The organism is Rhodococcus sp. IEGM 1370 (genome assembly GCF_033142325.1).
Classification (GTDB): Bacteria; Actinomycetota; Actinomycetes; order Mycobacteriales; family Mycobacteriaceae; genus Rhodococcoides.
On sequence record NZ_JAWLRY010000016.1, the window covers coordinates 38,561 to 65,278 of the forward strand.

At 65.4% G+C, this 26,718-nt stretch carries 26 protein-coding genes and 1 pseudogene; 16 read left to right on the top strand and 11 right to left on the bottom strand.

The window, feature by feature from the left end; translation table 11 throughout:
• The first annotated feature begins 64 nt into the window (after positions 1 to 64).
• The 9 genes from R4P47_RS18355 to R4P47_RS18395 are packed head-to-tail and all read left to right on the top strand — an operon-like array spanning position 65 to position 9,421.
• The gene (locus R4P47_RS18355; RefSeq protein ID WP_068051173.1) at positions 65 to 1,285 is read left to right on the top strand and encodes an ABC transporter substrate-binding protein; all 1,221 of its coding nucleotides are present in this window, start codon (positions 65 to 67) and stop codon (positions 1,283 to 1,285) included.
• Positions 1,282 to 2,271, top strand: coding sequence for a branched-chain amino acid ABC transporter permease (locus R4P47_RS18360; protein ID WP_094670731.1), 990 nt, complete (start codon positions 1,282 to 1,284; stop codon positions 2,269 to 2,271). Before R4P47_RS18355 ends, R4P47_RS18360 begins: the two co-directional genes overlap by 4 nt.
• Positions 2,268 to 3,311 (top strand): branched-chain amino acid ABC transporter permease, encoded by a 1,044-nt coding sequence (locus tag R4P47_RS18365; protein ID WP_068047081.1) that lies wholly within the window; start codon positions 2,268 to 2,270, stop codon positions 3,309 to 3,311. Before R4P47_RS18360 ends, R4P47_RS18365 begins: the two co-directional genes overlap by 4 nt.
• Positions 3,308 to 4,030 carry an ABC transporter ATP-binding protein gene (locus R4P47_RS18370; protein WP_317785372.1) on the top strand — a complete coding sequence of 241 codons (723 nt, stop codon included), beginning with the start codon at positions 3,308 to 3,310 and terminating at the stop codon, positions 4,028 to 4,030. Before R4P47_RS18365 ends, R4P47_RS18370 begins: the two co-directional genes overlap by 4 nt.
• The gene (locus R4P47_RS18375; protein ID WP_068047080.1) at positions 4,027 to 4,731 is read left to right on the top strand and encodes an ABC transporter ATP-binding protein; all 705 of its coding nucleotides are present in this window, start codon (positions 4,027 to 4,029) and stop codon (positions 4,729 to 4,731) included. The genes R4P47_RS18370 and R4P47_RS18375 overlap by 4 nt, the downstream gene beginning before the upstream one ends.
• Positions 4,732 to 4,744: 13 nt before the next feature.
• Positions 4,745 to 5,377 carry a hydantoin racemase gene (locus R4P47_RS18380; RefSeq protein WP_317785373.1) on the top strand — a complete coding sequence of 211 codons (633 nt, stop codon included), beginning with the start codon at positions 4,745 to 4,747 and terminating at the stop codon, positions 5,375 to 5,377.
• Positions 5,374 to 6,747, top strand: coding sequence for an FAD-binding protein (locus tag R4P47_RS18385; protein WP_317785374.1), 1,374 nt, complete (start codon positions 5,374 to 5,376; stop codon positions 6,745 to 6,747). Before R4P47_RS18380 ends, R4P47_RS18385 begins: the two co-directional genes overlap by 4 nt.
• Before the next feature lie 20 nt (positions 6,748 to 6,767).
• A complete protein-coding gene (locus R4P47_RS18390; protein WP_317785375.1) occupies positions 6,768 to 8,234 on the top strand; it encodes a dihydroorotase family protein in 1,467 nt (488 codons plus the stop codon).
• Positions 8,231 to 9,421: a CaiB/BaiF CoA transferase family protein gene (locus R4P47_RS18395; RefSeq protein ID WP_068282244.1), complete on the top strand. Its 1,191-nt coding sequence runs from the start codon at positions 8,231 to 8,233 to the stop codon at positions 9,419 to 9,421. Before R4P47_RS18390 ends, R4P47_RS18395 begins: the two co-directional genes overlap by 4 nt.
• Positions 9,422 to 9,805: 384 nt before the next feature.
• On the opposite strand, the gene R4P47_RS18400 is transcribed toward R4P47_RS18395, so the two are convergent.
• On the bottom strand, positions 9,806 to 10,732 hold the full coding sequence (locus R4P47_RS18400) for an ABC transporter substrate-binding protein (protein ID WP_317785376.1): 927 nt from the start codon (positions 10,730 to 10,732) through the stop codon (positions 9,806 to 9,808).
• 74 nt (positions 10,733 to 10,806) lie between these two features.
• The gene (locus tag R4P47_RS18405; protein ID WP_317785377.1) at positions 10,807 to 13,104 is read right to left on the bottom strand and encodes an excinuclease ABC subunit UvrA; all 2,298 of its coding nucleotides are present in this window, start codon (positions 13,102 to 13,104) and stop codon (positions 10,807 to 10,809) included.
• A 174-nt stretch (positions 13,105 to 13,278) separates the two neighbouring features.
• Between R4P47_RS18405 and R4P47_RS18410 the strand changes: the two genes are divergently transcribed.
• On the top strand, positions 13,279 to 13,728 hold the full coding sequence (locus tag R4P47_RS18410; protein WP_317785378.1) for a hypothetical protein: 450 nt from the start codon (positions 13,279 to 13,281) through the stop codon (positions 13,726 to 13,728).
• A gap of 1 nt (position 13,729) precedes the next feature.
• Here R4P47_RS18410 and R4P47_RS18415 read toward each other — a convergent pair whose 3' ends face one another.
• Positions 13,730 to 14,269, bottom strand: coding sequence for a DUF2231 domain-containing protein (locus R4P47_RS18415; protein WP_317785379.1), 540 nt, complete (start codon positions 14,267 to 14,269; stop codon positions 13,730 to 13,732).
• Between the two features lie 89 nt (positions 14,270 to 14,358).
• On the opposite strand from R4P47_RS18415, the gene R4P47_RS18420 reads away from it, so the two are divergent.
• Positions 14,359 to 15,855, top strand: coding sequence for an acyl-CoA synthetase (locus tag R4P47_RS18420; protein WP_317785380.1), 1,497 nt, complete (start codon positions 14,359 to 14,361; stop codon positions 15,853 to 15,855).
• A gap of 7 nt (positions 15,856 to 15,862) precedes the next feature.
• Here R4P47_RS18420 and R4P47_RS18425 read toward each other — a convergent pair whose 3' ends face one another.
• The 3 genes and pseudogenes from R4P47_RS18425 to R4P47_RS18435 form a co-directional block, all read right to left on the bottom strand.
• On the bottom strand, positions 15,863 to 17,656 hold the full coding sequence (locus R4P47_RS18425; protein ID WP_317785381.1) for an HNH endonuclease signature motif containing protein: 1,794 nt from the start codon (positions 17,654 to 17,656) through the stop codon (positions 15,863 to 15,865).
• Between the two features lie 45 nt (positions 17,657 to 17,701).
• Positions 17,702 to 17,953, bottom strand: a complete 252-nt coding sequence (locus tag R4P47_RS18430; RefSeq protein ID WP_255183390.1) for a DUF3253 domain-containing protein — start codon at positions 17,951 to 17,953, stop codon at positions 17,702 to 17,704.
• Between the two features lie 15 nt (positions 17,954 to 17,968).
• Positions 17,969 to 18,136 (bottom strand): annotated as a pseudogene (locus R4P47_RS18435) (DUF2256 domain-containing protein); the annotation flags it as partial.
• On the opposite strand from R4P47_RS18435, the gene R4P47_RS18440 reads away from it, so the two are divergent.
• Positions 18,120 to 18,686, top strand: a complete 567-nt coding sequence (locus R4P47_RS18440) for a peptide deformylase (protein WP_317785382.1) — start codon at positions 18,120 to 18,122, stop codon at positions 18,684 to 18,686. The pseudogene R4P47_RS18435 and the gene R4P47_RS18440 sit on opposite strands and share 17 nt — an antisense overlap.
• A gap of 13 nt (positions 18,687 to 18,699) precedes the next feature.
• Here R4P47_RS18440 and R4P47_RS18445 read toward each other — a convergent pair whose 3' ends face one another.
• Both R4P47_RS18445 and R4P47_RS18450 read right to left on the bottom strand, forming a co-directional pair.
• Positions 18,700 to 19,179, bottom strand: a complete 480-nt coding sequence (locus tag R4P47_RS18445) for a hypothetical protein (RefSeq protein WP_317785383.1) — start codon at positions 19,177 to 19,179, stop codon at positions 18,700 to 18,702.
• Positions 19,140 to 19,472 carry a hypothetical protein gene (locus R4P47_RS18450; RefSeq protein ID WP_068047049.1) on the bottom strand — a complete coding sequence of 111 codons (333 nt, stop codon included), beginning with the start codon at positions 19,470 to 19,472 and terminating at the stop codon, positions 19,140 to 19,142. The genes R4P47_RS18445 and R4P47_RS18450 overlap by 40 nt, the downstream gene beginning before the upstream one ends.
• 107 nt (positions 19,473 to 19,579) lie before the next feature.
• Here R4P47_RS18450 and R4P47_RS18455 point away from each other — a divergent pair, with 107 nt between their 5' ends.
• Positions 19,580 to 19,993 (top strand): DUF6992 family protein, encoded by a 414-nt coding sequence (locus tag R4P47_RS18455; RefSeq protein ID WP_068047047.1) that lies wholly within the window; start codon positions 19,580 to 19,582, stop codon positions 19,991 to 19,993.
• Between the two features lie 142 nt (positions 19,994 to 20,135).
• Positions 20,136 to 21,404, top strand: a complete 1,269-nt coding sequence (locus tag R4P47_RS18460) for a DUF4185 domain-containing protein (RefSeq protein WP_317785384.1) — start codon at positions 20,136 to 20,138, stop codon at positions 21,402 to 21,404.
• On the opposite strand, the gene R4P47_RS18465 is transcribed toward R4P47_RS18460, so the two are convergent.
• Entirely contained in the window at positions 21,337 to 21,999 is a 663-nt protein-coding gene (locus tag R4P47_RS18465) for a hypothetical protein (RefSeq protein WP_317785385.1), read from the bottom strand. The genes R4P47_RS18460 and R4P47_RS18465 overlap by 68 nt on opposite strands.
• Complete coding sequence (locus R4P47_RS18470) at positions 21,996 to 22,952, bottom strand: hypothetical protein (protein WP_317785386.1); 957 nt, start codon at positions 22,950 to 22,952, stop codon at positions 21,996 to 21,998. Before R4P47_RS18470 ends, R4P47_RS18465 begins: the two co-directional genes overlap by 4 nt.
• Positions 22,953 to 23,229: 277 nt before the next feature.
• Between R4P47_RS18470 and R4P47_RS18475 the strand changes: the two genes are divergently transcribed.
• A complete protein-coding gene (locus tag R4P47_RS18475) occupies positions 23,230 to 24,591 on the top strand; it encodes an acetamidase/formamidase family protein (RefSeq protein WP_317785387.1) in 1,362 nt (453 codons plus the stop codon).
• Positions 24,592 to 24,664: 73 nt separating this feature from the next.
• On the opposite strand, the gene R4P47_RS18480 is transcribed toward R4P47_RS18475, so the two are convergent.
• Complete coding sequence (locus R4P47_RS18480) at positions 24,665 to 25,279, bottom strand: TetR/AcrR family transcriptional regulator (protein ID WP_317785388.1); 615 nt, start codon at positions 25,277 to 25,279, stop codon at positions 24,665 to 24,667.
• Positions 25,280 to 25,364: 85 nt separating this feature from the next.
• Between R4P47_RS18480 and R4P47_RS18485 the strand changes: the two genes are divergently transcribed.
• Positions 25,365 to 26,717, top strand: a complete 1,353-nt coding sequence (locus tag R4P47_RS18485; protein ID WP_269594920.1) for a cytochrome P450 — start codon at positions 25,365 to 25,367, stop codon at positions 26,715 to 26,717.
• Position 26,718 lies beyond the last annotated feature (1 nt).

Sequence of the window (26,718 nt, forward strand, 5' to 3'; positions counted from 1 at the left end):
GGAACGATAGGTTCCGCCCAGTGGTTCGACTCGGCGCCGATGGGCGCGGAAGGCAGACTCAACAATGAAGAAGCTCGTAGGCGTGCTGACAGCCGTTGCAGTCGTGGGTGCGGCAGCATGTGGCTCCTCCACCGGCTCGGACGACTCCGGCCCCATCAAGATCGGATCGGTTCATCCCACCACCGGAGCTCTGGCGGGAGTGGGCGGGCTGATGAACGACGGTGCTGCCCTCGCCGTGGCCGATATCAATGCAGCAGGCGGCATTTCGTCCATGGACGGTCGGCAGTTGGAGTTGGTGTCGGGCGACAGTCAGGGCAAAGCAGAGGTCGGACAGAGTGAGGCGCAGCGGCTGATCGACGACGGCGCGGTGTCGCTCATCGGCACGTACCAGAGCGACGTCACACAGAACGTCGCCTCGGTTGCCGAGCGATCTCGGGTTCCGCTCGTGATCGATGTGGCGGTGGACGACAAGATCCTCGACCAGGGTTACCAGTACTCCTTCCGCATGCAGCCGAATGCGTCCAGCATGGGAACCGACGGTGCCAAGGCGCTCGCCGCGATCGAGGAGCAGACCGGTCAGCCGATCGACCGCGTCTCCTACCTGCACATCGAGGGATCCTTCGGCGACAGCGTCTTCAACGCATTCGAGGCCGAGGCCGCGAACCAGGGGATCTCGTCGGTACAGGAAATCACCTACCCGGCAACGAATTTCTCCGACGCCACCACGCAGGTGCGTGAGGCTGCAGTGTCCAACCCCGACGTCATCGTCGCCACCGGCTACTACCCGGACGGGCTGCTGATCGCACGTGCGGTCGAGCAGCTGAACCTGAACGTCAAGGGCGTCTACGGAATTGCCAACGGCGCGTTCGACGACAGCTCGTTCCCCAGTGACGCAGGTGCAGCAGGCGAGGGCGTGTTGAGCGCCAACTACCACTTCGACGCCACCAGCGACCGCGTCACCGACATCCGCTCGCGGTTCGAGGCCGAATACGGACGTCCGATGGAGACCGCAGCAATGCTGTCCTACCAGGCAGTCGAGGTCATCGCGGCCGGACTGAACGACGGTGCGTCGAGTGATCCCGAGGATCTGCGCGACGCCATCTCCGGCGTCTCGATCGAGGATCCGCTTCTCGCGTTCAACGGACCGATCGAGTTCGACGAGACCGGCCAGAACAAGAACGCCACCGTCATCGTCATGCAGGTTCGCGACGGAGCAGTCGCTCAGGTCTTCCCCGAGGAGTTCGCAACGGACGCAATCCAGTTCCCCGCGGGAGCCGGCCAGTGACGGCCGCTACCTCGACCGCAGAGAAAGCGGGTAACAAAGGTCTCGCGGGGCTCAACCCCGGTATCCCGGTCGCAGCAGCGATCGTCGTCATCATGGCGGTGATCTACCTCGTCGGTGGAAAAGACCAGGGCCTGGTCACGCAGTCGGTCGTCTCCGGACTCCTTCTCGGCGGTGTGTACGCACTGATCTCCGTCGGACTGACGCTGATCTTCGGTGTTCTCGGCATCGTCAACTTCGCCCAGGGTGCGATGCTGACGATGGCGATGTACATCGTCTACGCGCTGTCCACCGCCGGGCTGCCGGTCTACGTTGCAACACTGGTCGCCGTTCCGGTGATGTTCCTGTTCGGCATGGTCGTGCAAGCGACACTGTTGACGAAACTCACCATCAGCGGCAGTCACGACGGCCCGCTGCTGGTCACCCTCGGCCTGTCGCTGCTGATCATCAACGTGCTGCTGATGATCTTCGGTGGGCGGCCGCAATCGGTGCAGGCTCCGATCGACGGTTCCCTCGACGTACTCGGTGCCGTCGCGTCGTGGCCGCGAGTGATCGCGTTCATCGGGGCTGCGTTGGTAGCCGTCGCGCTCACCGCGGTACTGAAGCGGACGCCGCTCGGATTGTCCATCCGCGCAGTCGCATCCAACTCCGAGGGAGCCAAGCTCGTCGGCGTCGACATCGGTCGGGTCTACGCGCTCACCTTCGGTATCGGCGCAGCCTGCGTCGCGGTCGCAGGCGGGTTGATGACACCGTTCACCAGCCTGACGCCGTCGGTCGGAGAACAGTTCACCATCCTGGCGTTCGTCATCGTGGTTCTCGGCGGACTCGGAAGTGTCGTCGGAGCCATGGTCGGCGGGCTCGTCATCGGCCTCGTGCAGACCGTCGGCGCGCTGTATCTCCCCGGAACAGGTTCGCTGATCCTGGTATTCGCGGTGTTCGTTCTCGTTCTGTTTCTCAAGCCCGAAGGATTGTACGGAGCGCGCCGATGACTACGACAAGAAGCGCACCCACACCGGTGCAGCACGATCCGCGGTTGAAGGACACGTGGCTACGCCGCCAATTGATCACGCTGGTCATCGGATTCGTCGTCGTGGCGGCATTGCCGCTGCTCCTCGGCGAGCAGGCCCAGACGGTTGCCGTGCGCACGCTCATCTTCGCCGTGATGGCCGTGGCGTGGAACATCATGAGCGGGTTCGGCGGCATGTTCAGTTTCGGCCACGCCGCGTTCTTCGGAATCGGTGCGTACTCCGGTGCGTATCTTCTGGTCGAGCACGGAATCTCCCCGTGGATCTCGATGGTGGTCGCGGCAGTCCTCTCGGCCACGGTGGGCACACTCATCGCCTACCTGTGCCTGCGCTACCGACTCGCCGGGTCGTACTTCGCACTGGCGACATTCGCCTTCGCGCAGATGTTTCTGCTGCTGGTGCAGAACCTCGAGGTGTTCAACAAGACCGAGGGCTTCAATGTGCCCATCCTGCCGCGTGATTCGTGGTGGATGCTGCAGTTCGAGAAGGGCAGCCCCAATTACGTCTGGATTCCGCTGGTCATTCTGACGCTCGCGGTTCTCGGCACCATCTTCTACACCCGTTCCCGCGCAGGGCAGTTCGTCCAGGCCACCCGTGACGACGAAACCGCTGCAGCCTCGCTCGGTATCGACACGATGAAGTATCGGTTGATCGCCGTGGCGGCGAGTTGTGCGCTGACCGCCGTAGCCGGGGTCTATTACACGCAGTACTACTTCTTCGTCGGTCCCGAGCAGGCCTTCGGTTCGGCGGTTTCCGTCGAAGCGATCGTGCCGGCCGTCATCGGCGGCATCGGAACGATCTGGGGCCCGGTCATCGGTGCCGCCGTGATCGGGCCGCTGTCGGAGTTGATCAACGAACTGCTCAGAAACCCACCCGCCTTCCTCGAATTCCTCCAGGGGACAATCGGATTGGACGTCGCCGCGTACTCGGTGATTCTGATCGCGATCGTGATCTTCCTGCCCAAAGGAATCTTCGGCACGATCCGTGAGAGGTGGAACCGATGAGCTTGTTGAGCATCGAGAACCTGAGCAAATCCTTCTCGGGAATCCACGCGGTACGCGAGGTCAGCCTCGACGTGCCCGAGCACGAATTCCTCGGCATCATCGGCCCCAACGGGGCAGGCAAGACGACCCTGTTCTCCCTGCTGTCGGGTGAGCAGCCCCCGACAGCAGGCCGAGTGATCTTCGACGGTACGGACATCACCGGATGGCCGGCGAGCAAGATCGCGCGAGCCGGGCTGGTGCGTACGTTCCAGCTCATGCGCCCCTTCGAGTCGATGTCGGTGCTCGAGAACGTCACCATCGCCGCACTGTCGAAGCGCAAGTCACGCAAAGACGCCCGGCGGCATGCCCTCGACGTCCTCGACCGCGTGCAACTGTCCGACCAGGTCGGCGGCAAGGTCTCGACCATGTCGACGGCAGGATTGAAGAGACTCGAACTCGCTCGCGCCCTGGCCATGGAGCCACGCGTCGTGCTCCTCGACGAGGTTCTCGCCGGTCTGGTTCCGGCCGAGCGAGCACCGATGATCGAACTGCTGCGCACGGTGCATCAGCAGGGTCAGACGGTGCTGTTCGTCGAACACATCATGGCTGCGGTGATGGCCCTGTCCGAACGTCTGGTGGTCATGCACGAGGGGGCGGTGCTCACCTCGGGCGACCCACGCACGGTGGTTGCCGACGACCGCGTCGTCGAGGCATACCTCGGTGAGGAGAAGACAGCATGATGCTCGAAATCGACAACCTGCACGCCGGATACCGTCGGCTGGAGATCCTGCACGGGGTGAACCTCTCGGTCGATCGGCACGAGATCGTCTCCCTGATCGGCGCGAACGGTGCGGGTAAAACGACCACGCTGCGTGCGCTGTCCGGCATGGTATCCACCTCCGGTGGCAGAATCATGCTGGACGGCAACGCGATTCACGGGATGCGGGCGGACCGGATCGTGCGAGCGGGGCTGGTGCACGTCGCCCAGGACCGGGCGTTGTTCGGCAGCCTCACCGTCGCCGACAACCTCGAGATGGGCGCGTACACCCAGAAGCGCAGCGGCGTGAAGGAATCACTCGACCAGGTCTATGCCCTGTTCCCCATTCTCGCCGAACGACGAGAGCAGCGGGCCGACACCATGTCCGGCGGTCAACAGCAGATGCTCGCCATCGGCCGCGCCATGATGTCGAAGCCGCGAGTATTGACACTCGACGAACCGTCCGTCGGGCTCGCTCCCAAGCTGGCAGCTCAAGTGCTCGAGGCGATCGTGCGTATCCGTGACTCGGGTGTGACCGTACTGATCGTCGAACAGAACGCCGCGCAGGCACTCGCGATCTCCGATCGGGCCTACGTCATCGAGAGCGGGTCCATCGTGCTGACCGGCACCGGGCCCGAACTGGCACATGACGAGCGGGTCAAAGCTGCCTACCTCGGCATTTAGGAGTTCACCTCACATGCACCTTTTGGCTTTCACCCCGATCGACGTCGACGCGGCAGAACTGCAGCGCCGGCAGGATCGGTACGACCACCTTTCGCCCGCGGGGATCACCGTCGAGCTCCGCAATATCGGGCCCGACGCGCCGAGCGCACTGGACACCGAACTCGACGTCAGACGGTCGGAACAGGTGCTGTCACAGGCCTTTCGTTCCGTGCTGGACACGCACGCCGACGGGTTCCTGCCCGACTGCGTGCTCGACCCCTGCGCCGAGGAAGCGGATTCGTTCGCTCGGCCGCTCTACGGCCTCACCCGGCTGACGGCCTCGTTCTATGCCTCCCAGGGGCACCGGATCGGTGCCCTGGCGAGAAACGACGCGATCGCTGCGGAACTGGACCGCCGACTCGGGTTCTACGGGATCGTCGCCGAGGCCACCGAAGTACTCGGGCTCGGTGTGCACGACATCGCAGACACCGGCACCTGGGGGAGAGCGGTCTCCGAACACGCGGGCAAGCTCCGCTGCACCATCGCCATCAATGCTTGCTCTGCCGTCGATCTCGTCGATCCACCGACGTCACCGCAGGTGGTGGACCCGACCGGCACGGCGTTGCGGCTGCTGGGTCTGCGTTCCGAGCTGCAGGTCTCCGCGTGAGCGAGGACGGCCCCGACCTGGTGGTGGCCGGCGCGGGCGGTGGCCTCGTCGCTGCTCTGCGTGCAGCCGAGCTGGGGCTCGACGTGCTGGTCGTCGAGGCCAGTGCGCACTTCAAGCGGGGCAACAACACGGCGATGTCCACGGCCATGATCCCCGGTGCCGGCTCACGGTGGCAGCGAGCGGCCGGAATCGACGATTCGCCGCAACAGTTCCTGGACGACGTCCTGCGCAAAACGAAGGGCACTGCCGATCTGCGGCTGGCGTCCACCCTCGCCGATGTCAGTGCGCCGCTGGTGGAATGGCTCGCAGATCACGTGCAGCTGCCCCTCACGCTCGTCACCGATTTCGCATACCCCGGCCATTCGCAGTTGCGTTGTCACACGGTCGAAGGCCGTCACGGCAGTGGGATGCTCGAGCACCTCGCGCGAGCGGTCGCCGCCGAGCCGCGCATCGACATGCTGATGCCCGCCCGGCTGACCGATGTGTCCGTCGATTCCGACGGGGCCGTCGACGGCGTGACGATCACGATGCCCGACGGCAGCGTCGACGAAGTTCCGACGCGCGCAGTCCTGTTGGCCACCAACGGCTACGGTGCCAACGCAGAGTTGGTGGCAGAGCACGTGCCGGAGATATCCGCGGCGCGCTATCACGGAAGTGAGCACTCCAACGGTGACGCGCTGACCATCGGGCGCCGTCTCGGTGCCGATTCGGCGTATCTGGATGCGTACCAGGGACACGCGGCACTCTCGAAGCAGGCGACGACTCTCGTCGGATGGGCGACGGTGATGCACGGCGGCATCGTGCTCGACGCATCCGGGCACCGGTTCGGTGACGAGACGACCGGGTACTCCGAGTACGCAGCCATTCTGGCCGCCAGGCCGGGCTCGGAGGGCTGGGTCGTCATCGACCGCGAGATCTACGACAAGTGCCTGTCGTTCAAGGACTTCCAGCAGACCGTCGACTCGGGTGCCGCGGTGTGGGCCGACGACACGGACGGCCTTGCTGCCGCAACCGGGCTCCCACCTGCGGCAGTGGCGGAGGAGCTCGCCGCTGTGCAAAAGTATTCACGGGGAGAGGCGTCGGATCCGTTCGGCCGCACCTCTTTCGAGCATTCGCTCACCGGACCGTACGCAGCCATCAAGATCGTGCCCGCGTTGTTCCACACCCAGGGCGGGCTCGTCGTCGACGAGAACGCACGTGTTCTCCGCACCGACGGTTCCGCCATCACCGGTCTGTTCGCCTCGGGCGGTGCCGCAACGGGCATCTCCGGCCACGGTGCTGCCGGGTATCTCGCGGGGAACGGACTGCTCCCGGCGCTCGGACTCGCATACCTCGCGGCAAGTTCGCCTCGAACAACCCAACTCTTGTGAAAAAATTCGAAAGGACCACCATGTCAACGCTGTTGATCACCAATGCGCGCGTAGTTCGACCAGGATCCGACGCCCCCGACGAGGGCGAGTTTCTGGACCTGCTGATCGAAGACGGCAAGTTCACTCGCATCGAAGCGAATATCGATGCCTCGGCAGCGGATACCGTCATCGACGCGGCCGGCAAGGTCGCGTTCCCCGGTGTCGTCGACGCACACCAGCACTGGGGCATCTACAACTCCCTCGGTGACGACGCCGAGACCGAGTCGCGGGCGTGTGTCCAGGGCGGCGTCACCACGTCGCTCTCCTACATGCGGACCGGGCAGTACTACATGAACACCGGTGGTTCGTACGCGGATGTGTTCCCCAAGGTCCTCGATGCCACCGAGGGGCGCCCCTACGTCGACTACGCGTACCACCTCGCGCCGATGTCGAAGGAACACATCGACGAAATCCCTGCGCTCATCGCAGATCACGGCGTCACGTCGTTCAAGATCTTCATGTTCTACGGCAGCCACGGGCTGCACGGCCGGTCCACCGATCAGAGCGAATTCCTCATGACACCCGAGGGAGAGCGCTACGACCTGGCGCACTTCGAGTTCGTCATGCGCGGCATCCAGGCTGCCCGAGAGCAGATGGGCGACAAGGCCGATCACATCTCGTTGTCGCTGCACTGCGAGACCGCTGAGATCATGAGCGCGTACACCAAGATCGTCGAGGAGGAAGGCACTCTCGAGGGCCTCGCGGCATACAGCGCGTCACGGCCGCCGCATTCCGAGGGCCTCGCCGTCACCATCGCATCGTTCCTCGCCGACGAGACGCAGCTGCCCAACATCAACCTGCTGCACCTGTCCTCGCGCAAGGCATTGACCGCGGCGATGCGGATGGCAAAGGCGTTCCCGCACGTCGACTTCCGCCGCGAGGTCACCATCGGGCACCTGCTGGCCGACATCGTCACCGCCTACGGACTCGGCGGCAAGGTCAACCCGCCGCTGCGCCCGCGCGACGACGTCGAAGCACTGTGGGAGCACCTGCTCGCCGGTGACATCGACTGGGTCGTCAGTGATCACGCCTGCTGCAAGGACGAGAAGAAGTTCGCCGAGGACCGGGGCGACATCTTCGCCGCGAAGTCCGGCTTCGGTGGTGCGGAATACCTGCTGCCCGGTCTCGTCAGCGAAGGACGCAAGCGCGGCCTGAGCTGGCGTCGTATCGCCGAGCTCACGTCACTGAACCCGGCCCGACGCTACGGCCTGCCGGGCAAGGGAGACATCGCAGTCGGCATGGACGCAGACATCGCCCTCATCGACCCCGATCACACATGGACCGTGCGCCCGGAGGATTCCGAGTCGGCTCAGGAGTACACGCCGTTCGAGGGATTCGAGCTCGGTGCCAAGGTGACCGACACGTTCGTCCGTGGTCAGCGGGTACTCGCCGACGGTACCGTCGCCGGTGCCCCCGCAGGCCGCTACCTGCACCGTCCGTACCTGTGACGGGCCCACTGGAGGGCATCAAGGTTCTCGACATCTCGACGATCCTCGCCGGGCCCCTCGTCGCGCAGATCCTGGGCGACTTCGGGGCAGAGGTCATCAAGATCGAGCACCCCACCAAGCCCGACGGGATGCGCGGGCACGGTCTTGACAAGGACGGTCACCCACTGTGGTGGACGATGATAGGTCGCAACAAGCGGACGATGACCCTCGACCTCGGAAGCGCGCAGGGCGGAGCTCTCTTTCGCCGCCTCGCCGCGGAGGCCGACGTGGTGGTCGAGAACTTCCGGCCCGGGACCCTCGAACGCTGGGGGCTGGGATACGACGTGCTCTCCGAGCTCAACCCGGGTCTGATCCTGTTGCGTGTCACCGGCTTCGGTCAGACCGGACCGTACGCCACCAGGCCCGCCTTCGGCACGCTCGTCGAATCGATGAGCGGGTTCGCGCACCTGACCGGTGAAGCCGACGGGCCGCCGACACTTCCGGCGTTCGGATTGGCCGATTCCCTCGCCGGGATCGCGGGCTCGTCGGCCGTGTCGATGGCTCTGCTGCACCGCACCAACAACGGCGGCATCGGCCAGCAGATCGATCTGGATCTGTTGAGCCCGATCATGGCCGCGGTCGGGCCGGGCGTCATCTACGCAGACCAGCTGGGGATCGATCAGGAGCGAACCGGGAACCGGTCCAGCAACAACGCGCCCCGCAACCTGTACAAGACCGCAGACGGGCATTGGTTGGCCATCTCCACGAGCGCCAATTCGATAGCCGAGCGCGTGCTCGTGCTGGTGGGTCACCCTGAAGTGCTCGACGAACCGTGGTTCGCCACCGGGCGTCAGCGCGCCGCCCACGCGGACCTGTTGGACGAGTACGTCGGCGGCTGGATCGGCGAACGGACGAAGGACGTGGTGATCGACGAGTTCGAGAAGGCAGGTGCCGCAGTCGCTCCCGTCTACAAGCCGAGCGATCTGTTGTCCGATCCGCAGGTCAACGCCATCGAGATGGTGACGACCGTCGAGGACGACGACCTCGGTCCCGTCCGGATGCAGAACGTCATGTGGCGAATGGGTGGTAGCCCCGGCCGCATCAGGTACACCGGCCGCAAGCACGGGGCCGACACCGACGAGGTGCTCACCGAAATAGGCTGCAGCGCCGACGAAATCGAGGCAATGCGGCGCGACAGCGTCGTGTAGAGCACGGCCAGTGCCCGGCAACGGTCCCCTTCGGCAGCACTGCCGAGGGTCCGTTGCCGATGGACGCGCCATCGGGCCGGTCCTCGGTTCACACTGAAATCTGTTGCACGACGACGGAAGGTCGCCGTGGCCGGCTGACGCGTTACCCCATCGTCGCTGGGTGCACGCCGGAACCTGTCTCACCACATCGGAAGGCGACCGTGGCCGGCTGACTCGATACCCCATCGTCGCCGCGTGCGCGCCGGAACCTGTCTCACCACATCGGACGGCGGCCTTGGCCGATTAGCGCCTTACCCCATCGTCGCCGGGCTCACGCCGGAATCTGCTGCAGTGCAGCGGAAGGCGGCTGTGGCTGGGTGACGCGTTACCCCATCGTCGCTGGGTTCACGCCGGAATCTGCTGCATCACTGCGGCGACGGCCTCGACCTGGTCCGCGATGCGGGGGCCCCATCGACTCGACAGGTCCTCGTCCATCGGGAAGATCCTGCCGTCTCGGACGGCGGTCATCGATCCCCACCCCGGTCGGGCTGCAACCGATTCGGCTGTGACGCCGCAGCATTGGGCGTCGGCGAGGAACACGACATCGGGATCCGCGGTGATCACCGATTCGGCGGACAGTTGCGGGTAGTCGCCTGCGCCGGAGCTGTCGGCGATGCTCGTCAGGCCGAACAGACCGTAGATCTGACCGACGAAGCTGGCGCTCGACACCGTGTACAGCGTGTCGTCGAGTTCGTGGAAATACGTCAGGGGCTCGTCGCGCGCGGGGACACTCGCCACGGCGGCATCGATTCGGTCGCGCATCTGTGTGACCACCGCGTCGCCCTCGGCGTCGTGCCCGGTCGCGTCCGCGACGAGCTCGATCTGCGAGTACGCGTCGTCGAGGCTCGTCGCGGCCGGGACCAGCAGCGTCGGAATACCGGCCTCGGCCAAAGTGGACGTCACCAGGCCGAGGTCGGTGGAGGTGATCACCAGATCGGGGTCGTACGCGACGATCGCCTCGAGGCTCGGCGTGAACGCCGACAGCCCGGTCTTCGGTGCGTCGGCGGGATAGTCCGACTGATCGTCGACGGCCGCCACCTGCTCGCCCGCTCCGACGGCGTACAGGGTCTCCGTCGCCGTCGGGCTCAGCGAGACGATCGAACGAGGCATCGCGTCGATGGTGACGGTCCCGCCGTCCGTGCCCGACGCGATCGTCCTCGGGAACTCTCCGCTCGACGCCGTGGCCGAGGTGGTCGCCGGCGGGGAGTCGGCCGTCGTGCTGCCGCAGCCGGTCGCGACCAGCGCGACGACCGCGAACCCTGCTGAGATCATTAGTGCCGATCGACGCTGCACTGCCACTCCTGTGTGTCCGATGCCCCTGGAGCGCCAACACTATCGGGTGGTGGTCACCGGCCCAGGCTCCGTGCCAGGTACGTGCCGGTGTGGGTGTCGGAGACCACCAACTCGTCGACGGTTCCGGTGAAGGTGATCAAACCGCCGTTGTGCCCGCCGTCGGGGCCGAGGTCGATGACCCAGTCGGCGGCGGCTATGACGTCGAGGTTGTGTTCGATGACGATCACGGACCTGCCCTCGTCGACCATCCCGGACAGCAACGCGATCAGGTTCGACACGTCCGACGGATGCAGACCGGTCGTCGGCTCGTCGAGGACCAGCACCGGTGACGACCCGACCAGTTCGGTGGCGAGCTTGAGCCGTTGTCGCTCGCCGCCGGAGAGCGACGACAGGTTCTGGCCGAGCGAGAGGTAGCCGAGCCCGACGTCCCGGCACCGGCGGAGGATGTCGCGGATCTTCTTGACCTCGAAGAAGTCCTGAGCGTCCTCGACGGACATCTCGAAGATATCGGCGATGCTGACGCCATCGACGGTATGCCGGATCGCGCCCGACCGAAATCGCCTGCCCTGGCACGTCTCGCAGGTGCTCGTCACCGGGTCGGTGAACCCGAGATCGGTGAAGATGACACCGCTGCCCTGGCAGTCGGGGCACGCGCCGTCGGAGTTGGGCGAGAACAGCGACGGCGGCTGGCCGGTCTTCTTGGCGAAGTACGTACGGATCGGATCGAGCAGACCGGTGTACGTCGCGGGGGAGGAGCGCCGCGATCCGCGGATGGGTGCCTGGTCGATGATGACGGCGTCCGGTGCGGCCTCACGGAGGTGCCCGTGGATGAGACTCGACTTCCCGGAACCGGCGACGCCGGTGACGGCCGTCAGGACTCCCAGCGGAATGTCGACGCTGACGTCGCGCAGATTGTGGGTGCTGGCTCCCGTGATGCTCAGCCAGCCCGAAGCAGTTCGGGGATTGCGCAATACGACATCCTCGCGCCGCAACGCGGCACCGGTCCTGGTGTCGGCGTCGCGCAGCTCGTCGTAGGTTCCCTCGAACACGACCGTGCCGCCCGCCTTTCCCGCGCCGGGGCCGATCTCGACGATGCGGTCGGCGATGGCCATGACCTCGGGGTCGTGCTCGACGACGAGGACGGTGTTGCCCTTGTCGCGCAGCGCGAGCAACATGTCGTCGAGGCGGTGAACGTCGCGGGGGTGCAGGCCTGTCGTCGGTTCGTCGAAGACGTAGAGCATGTCGTTCAGGGTGGCTCCGAGGTGCCGGACCATCTTGATGCGCTGGGATTCACCGCCCGACAGCGATGACGTCGCGCGGTCCAGGCTGAGGTAGCCGAGACCGAGATCGACGAGTCTTCGCAGCTGCGTGACGATTTCGGCGGTGACGGTGCCCAGGCCGTCGATCTGCCACCCGTCGATGCGGTCGGCGAGCTCGGACACCTGCATCGAGAACGCGTCGGGCAGAGACAGGCCCTCGAGGGTCGCGCCGCGGATGGTCTCGTTGTAGCGGGAGCCGCCGCAGGATTCGCAGACCCCGCGCGTGACGATGCGCTCGAACGCGAGCTTGGCCTTGCCCTTCAGGGCGTCGGCGTCCTTGGCCAGGTAGCTACGCCGGAACCGGGACACGATCCCCTCGTAGCTCTTCATGACGGCATCGGGGTTCAGTACCTCGAACTCGCCGGGTTTCGCGTCGAAGAACATGTGGCGCTCGCGGGCGGAGTACTGCTCGATCGGGACGTCGAGATCGAACAGGCCCGAGTCGGCGAACACCCGATACGGCCATTTGCCGACCTCGAAGTCCGGATGCTTGAACGGCCCCTCGCGCAAAGACTTCGACTCGTCCACCAGTTCGCCGAGGTCCACGACCTTCGCCTCGCCGAGCCCCTCGCACTCGAGGCACATGCCGGCCGGGTCGTTGAACGAGAACGCGTTCGCGAACCCGATCGTCGGGGTGACGCCGCGGGACCACAGCATGCGCAGCCAGTCGCCGATGTCGGTGATGGTGCCGACGGTCGAGCGCGGGCCGCCGAACAGACGCTTCTGATCGACGATGACGACAGCCGACAGGTTGGCGATGAGATCGGCGTCGGGACGGCCGTAGGACGGAAGGAACGTCTGCGCGAACGCGGTGAACGTCGAGTTGATCTGCCGTTGAGCTTCGGCAGCGATGGTGTCGAAGACGAGTGATGACTTCCCTGACCCTGAGACGCCCGCGAAGACGACGAGCGAGCGTTTGGGCAGGTCGAGGTTCACGTCGCGGAGATTGTTCTCGCGTGCTCCGCGAACGAGGATGGTGGACAGTTCGTCGATGGATGGCTGAGTTGGTGTCGTCGGCTGGGCCTGGGTCATGTGCGCTTCGGTCGCCTTTCGCCGCCCCCGACGCTGGTTCGCCCGGGGCCGACGCAGCTTACCGTACGGTGTACGGAAACGCCACCGATGGACGGGAAGTAACAGACTTACCGGTCTGGCGATCTCCCATGGGTACCGGTTGCGCCAGGCCATCGGTCGTGTCGAAGGGTTTTCATGACAAGCAGTAGTCGTTCCCGCGTGCACTCGGTCATCGGGCTCGCCCTTCCTGCGCTCGTCCTCGTGGGCTGCGGATCCACGGACTCCGCCGAGCCCGAAGTCCGGACCGAAGTTCGGACCGTGACCGTCGAGGCGACCACGCCCGCACCGACGCCGGTCGACAGGATCGTTGTCCCGGACACCACCGCGTCCGAGCCGCCCGCGGCAGAGCCCGTCCTCGCCGCCATGCCTTCGGTCGTGTGCATGAATCTGCAGTCCGCCCAGAACGCGATCCAGGCGGCGGGGATCTTCTACTCCCGGAGCGTCGACGCGTCCGGTGCGAGCCGGATGCAGGTCAACGACTCGAACTGGATTGTTGTGGCGCAGGATCCGCAAGCAGGGGTGCTCGTCGGTGAGGGTGATGCTCTGCTGTCCGCGGTGAAGATCGGGGAGCCGAACAACTGCTGATCTATCGGCGAATGCTGTGCTTGCCTGCCGGAGCCGGTTCCTGCTCGGTCGAGGTGTAGGCGAGGTGGCCTCCGATGAGACCGCCGACGCTCGCCGTTGCCAGACCGGCAGCGGCCAGGGCCTTGGCGATGCCATCGGTCTGCTTGCGGCGCCGCAAGCAGGAGCCGAGGAAGAGGAAGACGCCGGTCGCGTTGGACGCCGCGTGGATCATCCCGACGCGTCGCTGACGGGTGTTCATCGTCGACCAATCGGCCCATCCGGTGGCGATGGCTGCCGGCGCGGACACAAGCCCGAGGGAGATGACCAGCTTGCTCGCCCTGGACTGGTGGTTCAGCAGATCGAGGACGACGGCGCTCGTCCAGCTTCCGATGGTGACGTTGACGAGGGCCGGGTGGATGGGGTGACCGATCCACCGGCCGCGTAGACCTGCGCCGACGGCGGTGTCGTCCAGTGCGGGTTTCAGGACACTGTTGATCGCGTTGCTTGCTCCGTCGAGGAACGAGGCAGATTCGAGGCTGTCGAGGGCTTGTTTCGCTGTCATACCTTCTCGCATGCCCCGATGGCATCGATCGAACCCTGAGGGCAGCCAAACACGGCACGAGATGCTTGGACGTCCTATAACGTCGGGTGATGAGCAGCGGAACACGAGTGAACACCGTCGACGGCGTCCTTCGACGGTCTGCCGCGAAATTCCCGGACCGTCTTGCGGTGACATTCGAGGGACGCAGTCACACCTACTCAGAACTCGATACCGCGGTCACCCGCGCCGCTCGACGACTGATCGCGTTGGGATTGAACAAGGGTGACCGAGTGGCGGCGTACGGCGTCAACTCCGACGCGTACGTGGTCGCGTTCCTCGCCTGTGCGCGAGCCGGATTGGTGCACGTCCCGATCAACTATGCGCTCGTGGGCGACGAATTGCAGTACCTGTTGCAGCAATCGGGTTCTCGGGCAGTGTTGGTCGACCCGGAGTTGGCGGGCACGCTCGATTCGGTTCGCGGCACGCTGAGCATCGAGCACGTGGTCTCCCTTCCCGACGTGCTGGGCACGGACGGCGAAGGCTCCGAACTCGACCCCGTCGCCGATGCGACCGACCTCGCTCAATTGCTCTACACCTCCGGGACGACGTCGAAACCCAAGGGCGCGATGATGTCTCACGGCGCGCTGGTCGCGGAGTACGTCTCGTGCGTCATCGCGCTCGGGTTCACCCAGGACGACGATCCGCTGCTGGTGATGCCGATGTACCACTCGGCGGGGATGCACGTGTTCATGCTCCCGTACCTGTCGGTGGGTGCCACCGTCCGTTTGATGCGCAGGCCCGACGTTCCGGAGATCCTGCGCCGCATCGAAGCGGAGAAGATCAAGTCTCTGTTCCTGGCACCGACGGTGTGGGTTCCGCTCGCCAATCACCCCGACCTGGCGACGCGCGACCTCTCGTCGTTGAAGAAGGCGCAGTACGGGTCTTCGATCATGCCTGTCACCGTTCTCACTCGGCTGCGTGAGCGGTACCCGGACATCGAGTTCTACAACTGCTTCGGGCAGTCCGAGATCGGGCCATTGGCAACGGTATTGCAGCCCGAGGAGCACGAGGCGCGGCCGGCGTCGTGCGGACGTGCGGTGTTCTTCGTCGAGACCCGCGTCGTCGATGCCGACGGCAACGATGTGCCGGACGGCGAGCCCGGTGAGATTCTCTACCGTTCTCCTCAGTTGTGCGACGGCTACTGGGACAAGCCGGAGGCGACGGCAGATGCGTTCTCGGAGGGGTGGTTTCATTCCGGTGACTTGGTGACACGCGACGCCGAGGGGTTCATCACCGTGGTCGACCGGATCAAGGATGTCATCAACACCGGCGGCATCCTCGTCGCGTCCCGCGAGGTGGAGGATGCGATCTACACCCATCCGGCGGTCGCCGAGGTCGCGGTGATCGGGACGCCCGACGACAAGTGGATCGAGGCGGTGACGGCCGTCGTCGTGCTCAAGGACGGAAGTGAGCTGTCGTCGCAGGTGTTGATCGACCACGTGAAGGGGCGGATAGCGCCGTTCAAGGTACCCAAGACCGTCACCTTCGTCGACGAATTGCCGCGCAATCAGAGCGGAAAATTGCTCAAGCGTGAGCTGCGCAGCTGACCTGTTGTCACGCTGCGCGACGTTTTCGGCGGTGGTAGCTGGGGATGGGTTGTCTTGTGGGGTCGATGGATTCGGGTGGGATGGCATAGGGGTGTCCGTCGTCGCCCATGAGCAGTTGCCAGTCGCCGTGGTGGACGAGGCGGTGGCATTCTCCGCAGACCAGCGCGAGGTTGTTCAGGTCGGTGCGGCCGCCGTGTTCCCAGAACTTCACGTGGTGGGCCTGGCACCACTGTGCGGGGCGGCCGCACATCACGCAGCATCGATCGCGGATGGTCAGGGCGATGCGTTGGTCGTCGCTGGCGAGTCTGGTGCTGCGGCCGAGGGCGAGGGGGACGCCGTGGTGGTCGACGATGACCGGGGTGAGGTCGGCATCGCAGGTGAGAAGTTCGGCGAAGGCGCGGCTCATCGGCCCGGGCCAGTCGAAGTGGAACGGCCAGTCGGCATCACCGGGCTTGGGTGCAGACTTCTGTCCGCGATGGTCACCGGCACCAGTGCTGGGACCGACACGGTCGCCGCGGGTATCACCGGTCCGTGAACCGGCACCGACACCGCTCCCGACGTCGTGCCCGCCGTCAGTGCCAGCCACGGGAGGCGTGTCGGCATCGCCGGTCCGTGAGTCGTCGCCGGCACCCGCGCCGCTCCCGCTGACGCGACGACCGTTGCCACGATCGGGACCGACGTCGGTATCGCGGGCTCGTGAACTGCCGCCGGCACCAGCATTGCTCTCGCCGACGTGACCGCCGCCGGCACCACGATCGCGACGCGTGTCGGCACCACCGGTCCGTGAGTGGCCGCCGGAACCGTCTGTCGTCGAACTCGTTGTTGCGCTGTTCGATTGCGTGTGTCCACGGTCGGCGAGCAGGTCCCGCAGCGGGACGATCAAGTGCACCGATGCGCGCGACCCGCCCGCCGATCCGCGGCCACCACCGCTCAGGTGCCGGTCGAGGATCCGATCGAGTGCGTCCGCCCGCCGCTTCGACGGACCACGTCGATCGCGTTCCCCACCGGGGCCGGGCTGCGGTGCGGTCAACGCCGACAGTGCGGTGAGCAGCTTCTCGGCCAGGAGCCGGTCGACGTTGCCACCCATCTGGAAGCGGCCACTGGCAAGCGGGTGAACATCGAAACGGTTCAACTCCGGGTTCTCCGACACCGGTATCGGCGGCGGCCCAGCTGGAACAGGCTCGGGCCCAGCAGGTTCGGGCTCATCCGACCCGCCTGCATCACCGGAGTTTGCTGCGTCACCCGCGCCACCTGCATCAGCTCGGCTCGCCCGGTCCCGCCCCTGTGTCCGCTCCTGTTCTTGTCGTTGCTCCTCGGCCTGCTCGTGGCGGGCTCTGGCGTCGTCCGCGGCGGAATGCGCCAGTGCCTGCGCGCGGGAGGCGACCTGCCCGGCGGTGCTGCGCATAGCGGTTTCGAGCAGTTCGGCGACGACAGCGTCGCGGCGTCGTTCGTCGAGGGTGGGGTCGGCGACCACCACGGTGGCGTAGCCGTCGGCGATCGCCGAGGCGTGCGCGGCGTGGATATCGCCACCTGCGAGGGCATTCAACACACTGGGCCGGTCGGTGAGCCACTGCCCCAGCTCCATCTGACGAGCGGCGGACCCGTCGGTGATGCGCACCGATCGCGCGTACCACCGGGTGACCGACGAGTAGCCGAGTTTCATGGCCAGACCGCGTCGGTCCATCTCCGCCAGCAGCGTCAATCGTGTTGCAGCTAGCTCGTTTTCGAGGGAGGACACGTCGGCGAGCTCGGAGACCAAATCCTGGTCGCCGAGCCCGAACACATCCCCCCATGTCTTCACACCACGAAAGCTATACCCACCCACCGACAACTTCTGTGTCGCTGGTCAGCGCGTCCATCGGATGCGGATGGGCCCCTTCGCGGTCGACGGATCGACGACGGATCCTTTCTGGGTGATCTCGACTTCTCCCGCGTCGACCATGCGGCGGGCGGCGCGGCGGACGGGCTCCATCAACTCACGCCAATTGTCGTCGGACAGTGCTCGTGCGACGTCGGAAGGGCAGATTGTGGAGTCGCGGGATCGGGCGTCGAGCAGGGAACGGATCTTGTCTTCGAGTTCCTTGTCGGTGGTGCTCACCTTGTGCCGCCGGCATGCGTCGCTGCAGTACTTGATGTCATCCCAGTTCTTCTCCCACTTCTTGCGCCATTCGATTCGCCGTCCGCAGGATGCGCAGAACTTGTCCGCGGGGTGAGCCGTGGGGGAGCGACGGGAATGAGCCATGCTTCGACAGTAACCTTCTCGCATGGCGATTCGACCCATCCTCGTTGCCGGCGACCCACGTTTGACGACCTGTGCGGCTCCCGTCACCGAGTTCGACGCGGAGTTGGCCGCGTTCGTGGAGGACCTGTTCGAGACCAACACTGCGGCGCACGGCGCCGGTCTTGCCGCCAACCAGGTCGGTGATCCGCGTGCGGTGTTCGTCTACGACCTGCAGGACGGCGGAGTCCGTCATCGCGGGCACGTGGTCAATCCAGTGCTTGACACGTCGGCGATCCCGGAGACGATGCCGGACCCCGAGGACGGTGAGGGGTGTCTGTCGGTCCCGGGGGAGCGGTACCCGACCGGCCGTGCGGACTGGGCCCGCGTGACCGGTGTCGATGTGGAGAACAATCCCGTATCCGTCGAGGGGCACGGCTACCTGGCGCGGTGTCTGCAGCACGAGTCCGACCATCTGGCCGGTCACCTGTACCTCGACCGTCTGATCGGCCGCAATCAGCGCGCAGCGAAGAAGATGATCAAGGCCCGAGGGTGGGTCGGACCCGGCAACAGTTGGCTGCCCGGATCCGACTCGGACCCGTTCGGATGGTGACCTGAACCGTCGGTCAACATGCCCCGGTGATTCCGCACGCCGCTACGCGTTCCAGCTTCCAACGGCCCTCGGAGACAACGAAGCCGATCGAGGACACTTGCCCGACGGACGTTCCGCTCGCCTCGACCCGGCCGGGTGCGACGACGTCGATGCGGTCGAACGACGCCTCCGACATGATCCCACCGCTGTCGAAGACCGCGGCATTCTCCTCGGCAGATCCCTCGAGCGCGTCGGCGCGGTCGGACCGCTCGGCGGTCCAGTCGAAGACGGTGCGGAAGATGGCGGTCGCCTCGTCCGGGGTCGGGATGGCGGAGGGTGCAACGGAGGGAGGAGGTGCCGGGAACGGCGACGGCGCAACGTTCACCGCCGCCTCGATGGTCGGCTCGGGTTGCGTTGCAGCGCAACCGGTGAGGGTGATGAGAGCCAGTCCGCACAGGACGCGGCCGGCGATCATCAGAACGGGTTGTAGACGTAGAGCGTCCGGTAGTCCCATTCCGACGATCCGGCCGGGATTCGAATCTGAGTGAGGACTCGCCCGTTCTGGGTGCACCAGCTCTGGCCGTGGAACGACGAGCAGTCGATCTGCTGGCTCGTGCCGAACGGGCTGACGATCAACGATTTGGCGCTCGCTGCACCGTATGCCGCAGGGTCGAGGGCGCTCACGAAGTTCGCGGTCGAGTCCTTGGGTCCGAACGGGTTGTCGTCGGGTGCTGCGGACGCTGTCGACGCGACGAGCACTGCGCCGCCGATCGCCAGCGCGACTCCGGCGAGGACCTTCTTCAGCATGGTGGCTCCGTTCGTTTCGAGCGCGAATGCTCAGTGCTCATGGAATCGGCTGCAACCGACCGCGCGTTACGAACCGGCATCTCCCCCGAGGCGGCACACTGGAGTGCATGACAGCACTCGAAGCGCCCATCGTTGCCCAGCAGCTCGGCCGTCGCCTCGCGGTGTGGGGCGGTGGGAGTGTGCTCGCCGGAACGATGTTGGCGTTGCGCGGGTCCTCGCCTGCCCGGCGGGCGTTCGGGTTGCAGACGGCGGGGTGGGGCGCGATCGATCTGGCGATCGCGGGTGCAGGCGCGCTGAGCTCGAAGCCCCCGACGGCCGCGAGTTTGAGTCGGCTGCTGTGGATCAATGCCGGTCTCGACGTTCTCTACATCGCGACCGGTGCGCACATCGCCGTCAGGAAGCCTCGGTTCGGCGGCCGGATCACTGCTGACCAGGCCGTGGGTCACGGCACTGCCGTCGTCGTGCAGGGCGCTGCACTGCTCGCGCTGGACACGACTCACGCCCGCATGATTGCCGGCTAATCACACGAGTGTCATTCTCTCCGTAGGTGTTTTGTCAAGTACCGACATGCCCGATTTGTTGCGCGATCAGTAGATTTGCGTAACACTCGTCCCATCAGTCACATCAGTATCGTGGGTCACACGGGAAACGGTGGGTTCGTCTATGCGTGTACGTAGTCGGCAGATCGCTGTCGGGGCTGTCCTGGCGCTGGCAGTGAGCGGACTCAGCGCTTTGACTGCGCCCACCGTGTCGGCCGAACCGTGTGGTGGGCTCGGCGGGCCGGGCTCGTCTCCGCTGTTCGGGTCGTCGGGCAGCGCGGGCATGTCGGGTAAGAACCCGCAGGGTCCGCAGGGGCCGCTTCCTCGGATCACCGGCAACACGCAGAGCATCGCTTGGGTCACCGGTCCGCAGAGTGTGAACAACACCTACAACGACCTTGCGATGTCCGGTACCGACCTCGGGATCAGCTGGGACAACGGTGCCGGCCAGATCCTGATCGCGTTCGGTGACACGTTCGGCGACTGCTCCTCCGGCAATGCCCAGTGGCGCAGCAACGCGCTGTTCCGCTCGGACAAGGCGTCGACGAACTTGGCGCAGGGCATCGAGATCGGTCCAGCCGATCCCGCGGACAGCACCTCCGGTGCCGTCGTGCGTGCAGACAACCCACGCTATGCGGCCGAGATCATCTCGAGCGCAAAGCTACCCAGCGTCGAGGACACGACGATCCCCACGGCGGCCATCGCGATCGGCAACACCCAGTACATCAACTACATGTCGGTGCAGAGCTGGGGCACACCCGGTCGCTGGGTCACGAATTACTCCGCGACTGCGAAATCCACTGACAACGGCCAGAATTGGACGACGGATCCCAGGACCATCCGCGTCAACAAGGGTGTCACCATCCCGGGCTTCACCAACGTCCACGAAAGCCAGGGCAAGTTCCAACAGAGTGCATACGTCCTGGGCCGCGACGGCGAGTACCTGTACCAGTTCGGTACTCCCAACGGACGATTCGGCGACGCCTTCGTCTCGCGGGTCGCGCCAGCGGACATCGAGGATCTCGACGCGTACGAGTACTCGACGCAGGATCCGGACCCGACGAAGCAGTGGTCGAAGAACATCGGCGATACGGTCGCCATCGTCAAGGGCCCGGTCAGTGAGATGTCGGTTGCGTGGAACGACTACCTCGGCCGCTACGTGATGATTTACGGGGACGAGAACTCTCGCACTCTGGTCGCTCGTACTGCAGACAACCCCGAGGGTCCGTGGAGTGCGCCGAGGACCATCCTCGACGCCAATCAGACGGCCGGTGGCATCTACGCGCCGTTCATTCACCCGATGTCGAGCGGAAAAGACCTGTACTTCACTGCTTCTCGGTGGTCGGACTACAACGTGCTGCTGTTGAAGACGAACCTCGATGCGCTGAAGTGATCTGCATCGATCGTTCGATGGCCGCGTAGAGGTACGCGTCGACGTCCAGATCGAGGTCTGCGCCCAGCAGTCCGCGGCGAATGGTCGAAAGATACCTGCTCGACGGTTCGCCGGGCTCGCGCACGGTCGAACTGGTCAGCGTGAAGGCGGACCTTCCGTCGATGTCCGGAAGCCGTAGCAGTGCATCGTATTTCCCGCGGAAGCTCTCGCCCTCGCGGTCCACTGTCAGCTGCGACCACTGTCCGATGGCGAGCGTCTCCGTCGCCCCGATATCGACGGCTGCGACGACGTTCTCGACCGAGGCCAGATGAGCGAACTGGGCTCGCTCGATCAGATATCCGCGCCCTACAGAGCGATTCGCCGGATCGACCGTCGTGGAGACGAATGCGGACGCTCCGGTCCAGCGCCGGGAGACTCCCGCGAAATACAGCGCATGATCGATCCACAGCCATCGTTCTGCGGTGGGTGGTGACGCAGTGGGTGCCGGTGGGTGCGCACCGAATTCGGAGCGCTCGTCGGACCCGGTCAGGTAGGTATGGAACCTCTCGCGCAGCAAGTTGGACCCGTACGAGACGTACCACAGCCGATCGGTCACTCGGTCTCGAACAGCTGCCGGTATGCCTCGGCGAGCAGGTCCGCCGCGAGATCGTGGTTGTGTGATGCTGCGCCCGTTGAGTTTCCGGATCGCATCAGCCGGGCGTTGAGGCCGTAGGCGAGGTCGTCGAACGTGTCGTCGTCGATGCCGAGGTCGACGTCCACGTCTTCTTCCAGCAGTGCGCCGAGGTCGATCGACCACGACCACACACGTTCGTCCCGGTGCGGACCGCGTCCTGCGCTGACCGTCTCGTTGGAGACCTCGAGTTGCTCGTCGGTGCGGTCGCGCGGAACGTTGGTGTTGATGCGCAGGTCGAGTTCGATCGTGTCGTCGTCGTGCACGATCTCGTCGACGCGGAGCGTCTCGAAACCGCCGCACGTCAGCGTCACCAAGCGTCGCGGACCGGTCTCGGCGATTTCGTCGGACAGGGCAGCGATCTGCCACAGATACTTCTCGGTGTTCGCCGGGTCGGGGATCGAGGAATTGATGTAGTCGGCCACGATGCTGCGGATGGCGGGGTACGCGATGTGGTCGGACAGTTCCCAGAACTGCCTGCGTGCCTTGCCGACTGTCGAGTCGAGCAACGTCGCCCGCTTGGCTCCTTCTTTCGGCAGTGCGGATTTCGCGCTCGGTGCTTCGCCGATCGCGCCAGGATCGGAAGGGCGTTCGCGGAGGCGGGTCAGGCGCGACACGAGCTCCTGCAGCTGCCCCAGCTGATCTGGAGTTCCGGCCGCGAAGTCGAGTGCCTCGATGTCGGCCCACACGTCGAGGTCCGCGGCGAACCGCGCGGCGACCGAATCTGCGTAGCCCACGTAGGCCGAGCCGTCGGTGAAGTGCAGAACGTAGAGCCCGGCTCGGTATTCCTTGGCCGCGAAGACCGTGGCGATGGACCCGGCGTCGGTGACGTCGAATCGTTCGTAGTCGAATCCGTCGGGTGTGGCAGCTGCGGTCATGGTCGTGAATCTACCGATTCGAGTGGAGAGCACCTATTTTCCACCTACGTCGCTTTATCGACTATCCGTTCCTCGCGCAGACGTATCAGGTGAACCCTTCCGAAGTGGCGCGTCGAATCTTGCTCGACGACCTCGCCGCCGTCACCGCTGTCTGGTGGTCCGCGATCGGCGGCAGCGATCCGAGTTGAGCTGCTGAGCAATTGCCGCGACGCGTGATCGTAACTGCCGAGAAACACCTCCGGTCTACGTTCGAGTTTCGGACAATTCAGGAGGCATCATGGCGCGGTCGATGGCGGAGCAGGCAGCGGAGACGATCACCAAGGGGATCGGACGTCGCGGATTCATTCAGGCGGTGGCCGCGCTGGGCGCGGGCGTCGGGATCGCCGGAACCGCAGCCTGTTCGACGTCGTCGTCGACGAGCACCGCCGCCGCGAGTTCGTCGGCCCCGGCACCGGTCGGCATTCTTCAGCCCGGCGCAGGTGACATCTCCGGCGATCACTACCTGAGTTCCGAAGTCGACAAGGTTCTGTGGGGGTACGTCCCGACGGTCGAGTCCGAATCGGTGCTGCAGATGAAGTCCGGTGAGACGGTGACCATCGATGCGCTCAGCCACGAGGGAATTCTCGAAGACCAGGGCCGCGATCCCGTCGAGTTCTTCGGTGGCAAAGGCGTATCCGAATCCGATGTGCTGCAGGACGCCATCGACATCGCCGGCGGGTACGACCGGACGGTCCGCAACTTCGACGTCGACGGACCGCACGTGGTGACGGGGCCGGTGTTCGTCGAAGGTGCGCAGCGTGGTGATGTGCTCAAGATCGAGACGCTCGAGGCGATTCCCCGCGTGCCGTACGGCGTGGTGTCGAGTCGGCACGGCAAGGGTTCCCTGGCGGTGACCGCGTCCGGTGAGGCACCCGCAGGTATCAGCCTGGACGAGGTGATGCCTCCGATCGGCAGCGATGGCAGGCCGTCGGGTGATCCGACGCAGTACGGCAACGTCTCCACGTTCACCGCCGTCGAGGACGGGCAAGGTGTGATGCATTACGGCGATGCCGCCGTGCGCTTTCCGCTGCGCCCGTTCATGGGCATGATGGGCGTGGCGTTCGCCAGCGACCCGGGTCTGACGTCACCCAACGCGAACTCGATTCCGCCGACGCTCGGCGGCGGCAACATCGACGTCGGTTTGCTCGGTGTCGGATCGACGTTCTACCTCCCGGTGTTCGCGGAGGGTGCGTTGTTCTACGTCGGCGATCCGCACATGGCGATGGGCGACGGGGAGGTGGCGCTGACCGCGATGGAAGGTTCTCTGCGTGGCACCTTCCGGCTCACTGTCTGCAAGGCGGGCAGTGGAGACGCCCCGTCCGTCGCGTACTCGTATCCCTTTGCCGAGAACGAGGACTCGTGGATTCCGATCGGTCTGTCCGACCCGGACGGTGCCGTCGGCGGCCAGAGTTCGGACCTGAACGCCGCCATGCGTCGCGCCGTGGTCAACGCGCTCGACTTCCTCGAGACCGACCTCGGTATGGACCGGGCGACGGCCTACGCGTACCTCTCCGCGGCCGCGAACTTCACCGTGTCGCAGGTCGTCGACAAGACGGTCGGCGTGCACGGTCAGATCTCCAAGGCGCACTTCGACCGGTAGGAGTGCGCCTCCGGCGCAGTGGTGCGGGTAAGTGCCTCAGCGGGCACATAACCGCGCCACTGCCGAAGGCACCTCAGCGGTGAGCCGTCGCGACGAAGTGGCGGGTGGCGGCGTCGACCATATCCGCTGGGGTGACGGCTATCTCGTCGTTCAACCACGCGATGACCAGTTCCGCGAGTCCGCCGATGAACAGCAGGCCGTTGATCTCGGATTGTGGCTGCGGCCAGGCCTGTTCGCCGAACAGCTCGCGTGACTGCTCGGCGACCAGATGGGCGAACGCGCGCATGGACTGTCGTCGATAGTCGCGCAGTGAGTCGACGGCCAGCGACTCGATCATCGCGACGCGGCCCTTGCGTCGGTCGTCGGTGAGAACGCCGACGAACGCGGCGATGGCGTTGTGTACCTGGTCCTCGACGGTGGGGGCGGGGGAGTGCAGAGCGTCCAGGGCAGCGGCCCGGATCTCGTCGGATACCGACTCCACTACTTTCTCGAGCACATCCTCTTTGCTGGAGAAGTTTTGGTAGAAGTAGCGCTCGGTCAGCTTCGCCTCCGCGCAGATCGCGGTCATGGTCGTGTTCTGGGCACCGGCCGTCGAGAACACTTCGAGTCCGGCTTCGAGCAACCGTGCGCGACGGTCGGCGGTGCGATCGTCTGCGCTCATGCCGTTGTAGCGGCGCGTGGAAGCCATGAGTAGATCTTGACAGAGGGAGCAGGTGTGACGCAGACTACATCCTATCTGACAGGACGCTCTGTCAGATTGACGGAGGTCGACAATGGCACGTGCTCTCGCTGCTCCACCTGCTGATTCAACGCTCCAACCGGTCTACGGCGACGGCGGTATGCCCGTCGTCGGGCACACGCTCGAGTACATCCGAGATCCCCTGAAACTGCTCGGGAGTCGGTGGGAGAAGTACGGCGAGGTGTCGTGGCTGACGATGGCCGGTCAGAAGTGGATCACCGTTCTGGGTCCGGATGCATGCCAAGAGGTGTTGCAGAACGCCGACAAGGCGTTCGCGAACGGTGACGGCTGGTCCCTGCTGATCGGCCCGTTCTTTCACGGCGGATTGATGTTGCTCGACTCCGAGGAGCATCTGAAGCACCGACGGATCATGCAGCAGGCCTTCACGAGGGACCGGCTCACCAAATCCGTGGAGGCGTTGAATCCCGTCACCGCAACAGGTTTGGACGCATGGCAAGGCGGGCGCGACGTCCAGGTCTACCCGGCGCTCAAGGCGTTGACCCTGGAGGTGGCAACGAGCATCTTCATGGGCGGCGCAGAGGGCAGCACCGATGCCGAGATTGCCGAGCTCAACTCGAGTTTCGTGGCATGCGTTCAGGCGGCGACATCCATTGTGCGCTTTCGTGTTCCCGGAACTCGGTGGAAGCGCGGTCTCGACGGCCGCGCCATGCTCGAGGAGTTCTTCCGGCGGTACCTGCCGTCCCGGCGTGCCACCGAGACCGACGACCTGTTCTCGGTTCTGTGTCACATCGAGGGGAACGACGGCGAACGCTTCTCCGACGACGAAGTGATCGACCACATGATCTTCCTGCTGATGGCCGCGCACGACACGTCGACGATCACGCTGTCGACGATGATGCAGTACCTCGGTCAGCATCCGCAGTGGCAGGACAAGTGCCGTGCCGAGTCCGAGGCGCTCGGTACCGATGCGCCGACGCTCGCGCAACTCGACGAACTGCACAGCGTCGATCTGGTGATGAAGGAATGCTTGCGGTTGGTCTCGCCCACGCCTGTGGTGGCGCGCCGCGCGGTCAAGGACACCGAGGTGCAGGGCAAGTTCGTCCCCGCGGGGACGTATGCGTCGGTCGCCCCGCACTTCACGCATCACATGGCCGAGTACTGGCCGAACCCGGAGAAATTCGATCCCGGCCGGTTCGCCGACGACCGCCGGGAGGACAAGGTGCACCGCTACGCGTGGGAGCCGTTCGGCGGAGGCGTGCACAAGTGCATCGGCATGTTCTTCGCCGGAGCGGAGATCAAGACGATCATGCATCATCTGCTGCTGCGGTTCGACTGGTCGGTCGACCCCGATTACGTTGCGCCGCTGAACTTCACGTCGCTGCCCTTCCCGGAGGACGGGCAGCCCGTGCAGTTGCGAAAGCGGTAGG

Bases quoted from the DNA above. Each gene is read 5' to 3' on its own strand.
- R4P47_RS18355 (WP_068051173.1), top strand. From the start codon at position 65: ATGAAGAAGCTCGTAGGCGTGCTGACAGCCGTTGCAGTCGTGGGTGCG.
- R4P47_RS18365 (WP_068047081.1), top strand. From the start codon at position 2,268: ATGACTACGACAAGAAGCGCACCCACACCGGTGCAGCACGATCCGCGG.
- R4P47_RS18370 (WP_317785372.1), top strand. From the start codon at position 3,308: ATGAGCTTGTTGAGCATCGAGAACCTGAGCAAATCCTTCTCGGGAATC.
- R4P47_RS18375 (WP_068047080.1), top strand. From the start codon at position 4,027: ATGATGCTCGAAATCGACAACCTGCACGCCGGATACCGTCGGCTGGAG.
- R4P47_RS18380 (WP_317785373.1), top strand. From the start codon at position 4,745: ATGCACCTTTTGGCTTTCACCCCGATCGACGTCGACGCGGCAGAACTG.
- R4P47_RS18390 (WP_317785375.1), top strand. From the start codon at position 6,768: ATGTCAACGCTGTTGATCACCAATGCGCGCGTAGTTCGACCAGGATCC.
- R4P47_RS18400 (WP_317785376.1), bottom strand. From the start codon at position 10,732: ATGATCTCAGCAGGGTTCGCGGTCGTCGCGCTGGTCGCGACCGGCTGC.
- R4P47_RS18405 (WP_317785377.1), bottom strand. From the start codon at position 13,104: ATGACCCAGGCCCAGCCGACGACACCAACTCAGCCATCCATCGACGAA.
- R4P47_RS18410 (WP_317785378.1), top strand. From the start codon at position 13,279: ATGACAAGCAGTAGTCGTTCCCGCGTGCACTCGGTCATCGGGCTCGCC.
- R4P47_RS18415 (WP_317785379.1), bottom strand. From the start codon at position 14,269: ATGACAGCGAAACAAGCCCTCGACAGCCTCGAATCTGCCTCGTTCCTC.
- R4P47_RS18420 (WP_317785380.1), top strand. From the start codon at position 14,359: ATGAGCAGCGGAACACGAGTGAACACCGTCGACGGCGTCCTTCGACGG.
- R4P47_RS18440 (WP_317785382.1), top strand. From the start codon at position 18,120: ATGGCGATTCGACCCATCCTCGTTGCCGGCGACCCACGTTTGACGACC.
- R4P47_RS18445 (WP_317785383.1), bottom strand. From the start codon at position 19,179: ATGGGACTACCGGACGCTCTACGTCTACAACCCGTTCTGATGATCGCC.
- R4P47_RS18450 (WP_068047049.1), bottom strand. From the start codon at position 19,472: ATGCTGAAGAAGGTCCTCGCCGGAGTCGCGCTGGCGATCGGCGGCGCA.
- R4P47_RS18455 (WP_068047047.1), top strand. From the start codon at position 19,580: ATGACAGCACTCGAAGCGCCCATCGTTGCCCAGCAGCTCGGCCGTCGC.
- R4P47_RS18460 (WP_317785384.1), top strand. From the start codon at position 20,136: ATGCGTGTACGTAGTCGGCAGATCGCTGTCGGGGCTGTCCTGGCGCTG.
- R4P47_RS18470 (WP_317785386.1), bottom strand. From the start codon at position 22,952: ATGACCGCAGCTGCCACACCCGACGGATTCGACTACGAACGATTCGAC.
- R4P47_RS18475 (WP_317785387.1), top strand. From the start codon at position 23,230: ATGGCGCGGTCGATGGCGGAGCAGGCAGCGGAGACGATCACCAAGGGG.
- R4P47_RS18480 (WP_317785388.1), bottom strand. From the start codon at position 25,279: ATGGCTTCCACGCGCCGCTACAACGGCATGAGCGCAGACGATCGCACC.
- R4P47_RS18485 (WP_269594920.1), top strand. From the start codon at position 25,365: ATGGCACGTGCTCTCGCTGCTCCACCTGCTGATTCAACGCTCCAACCG.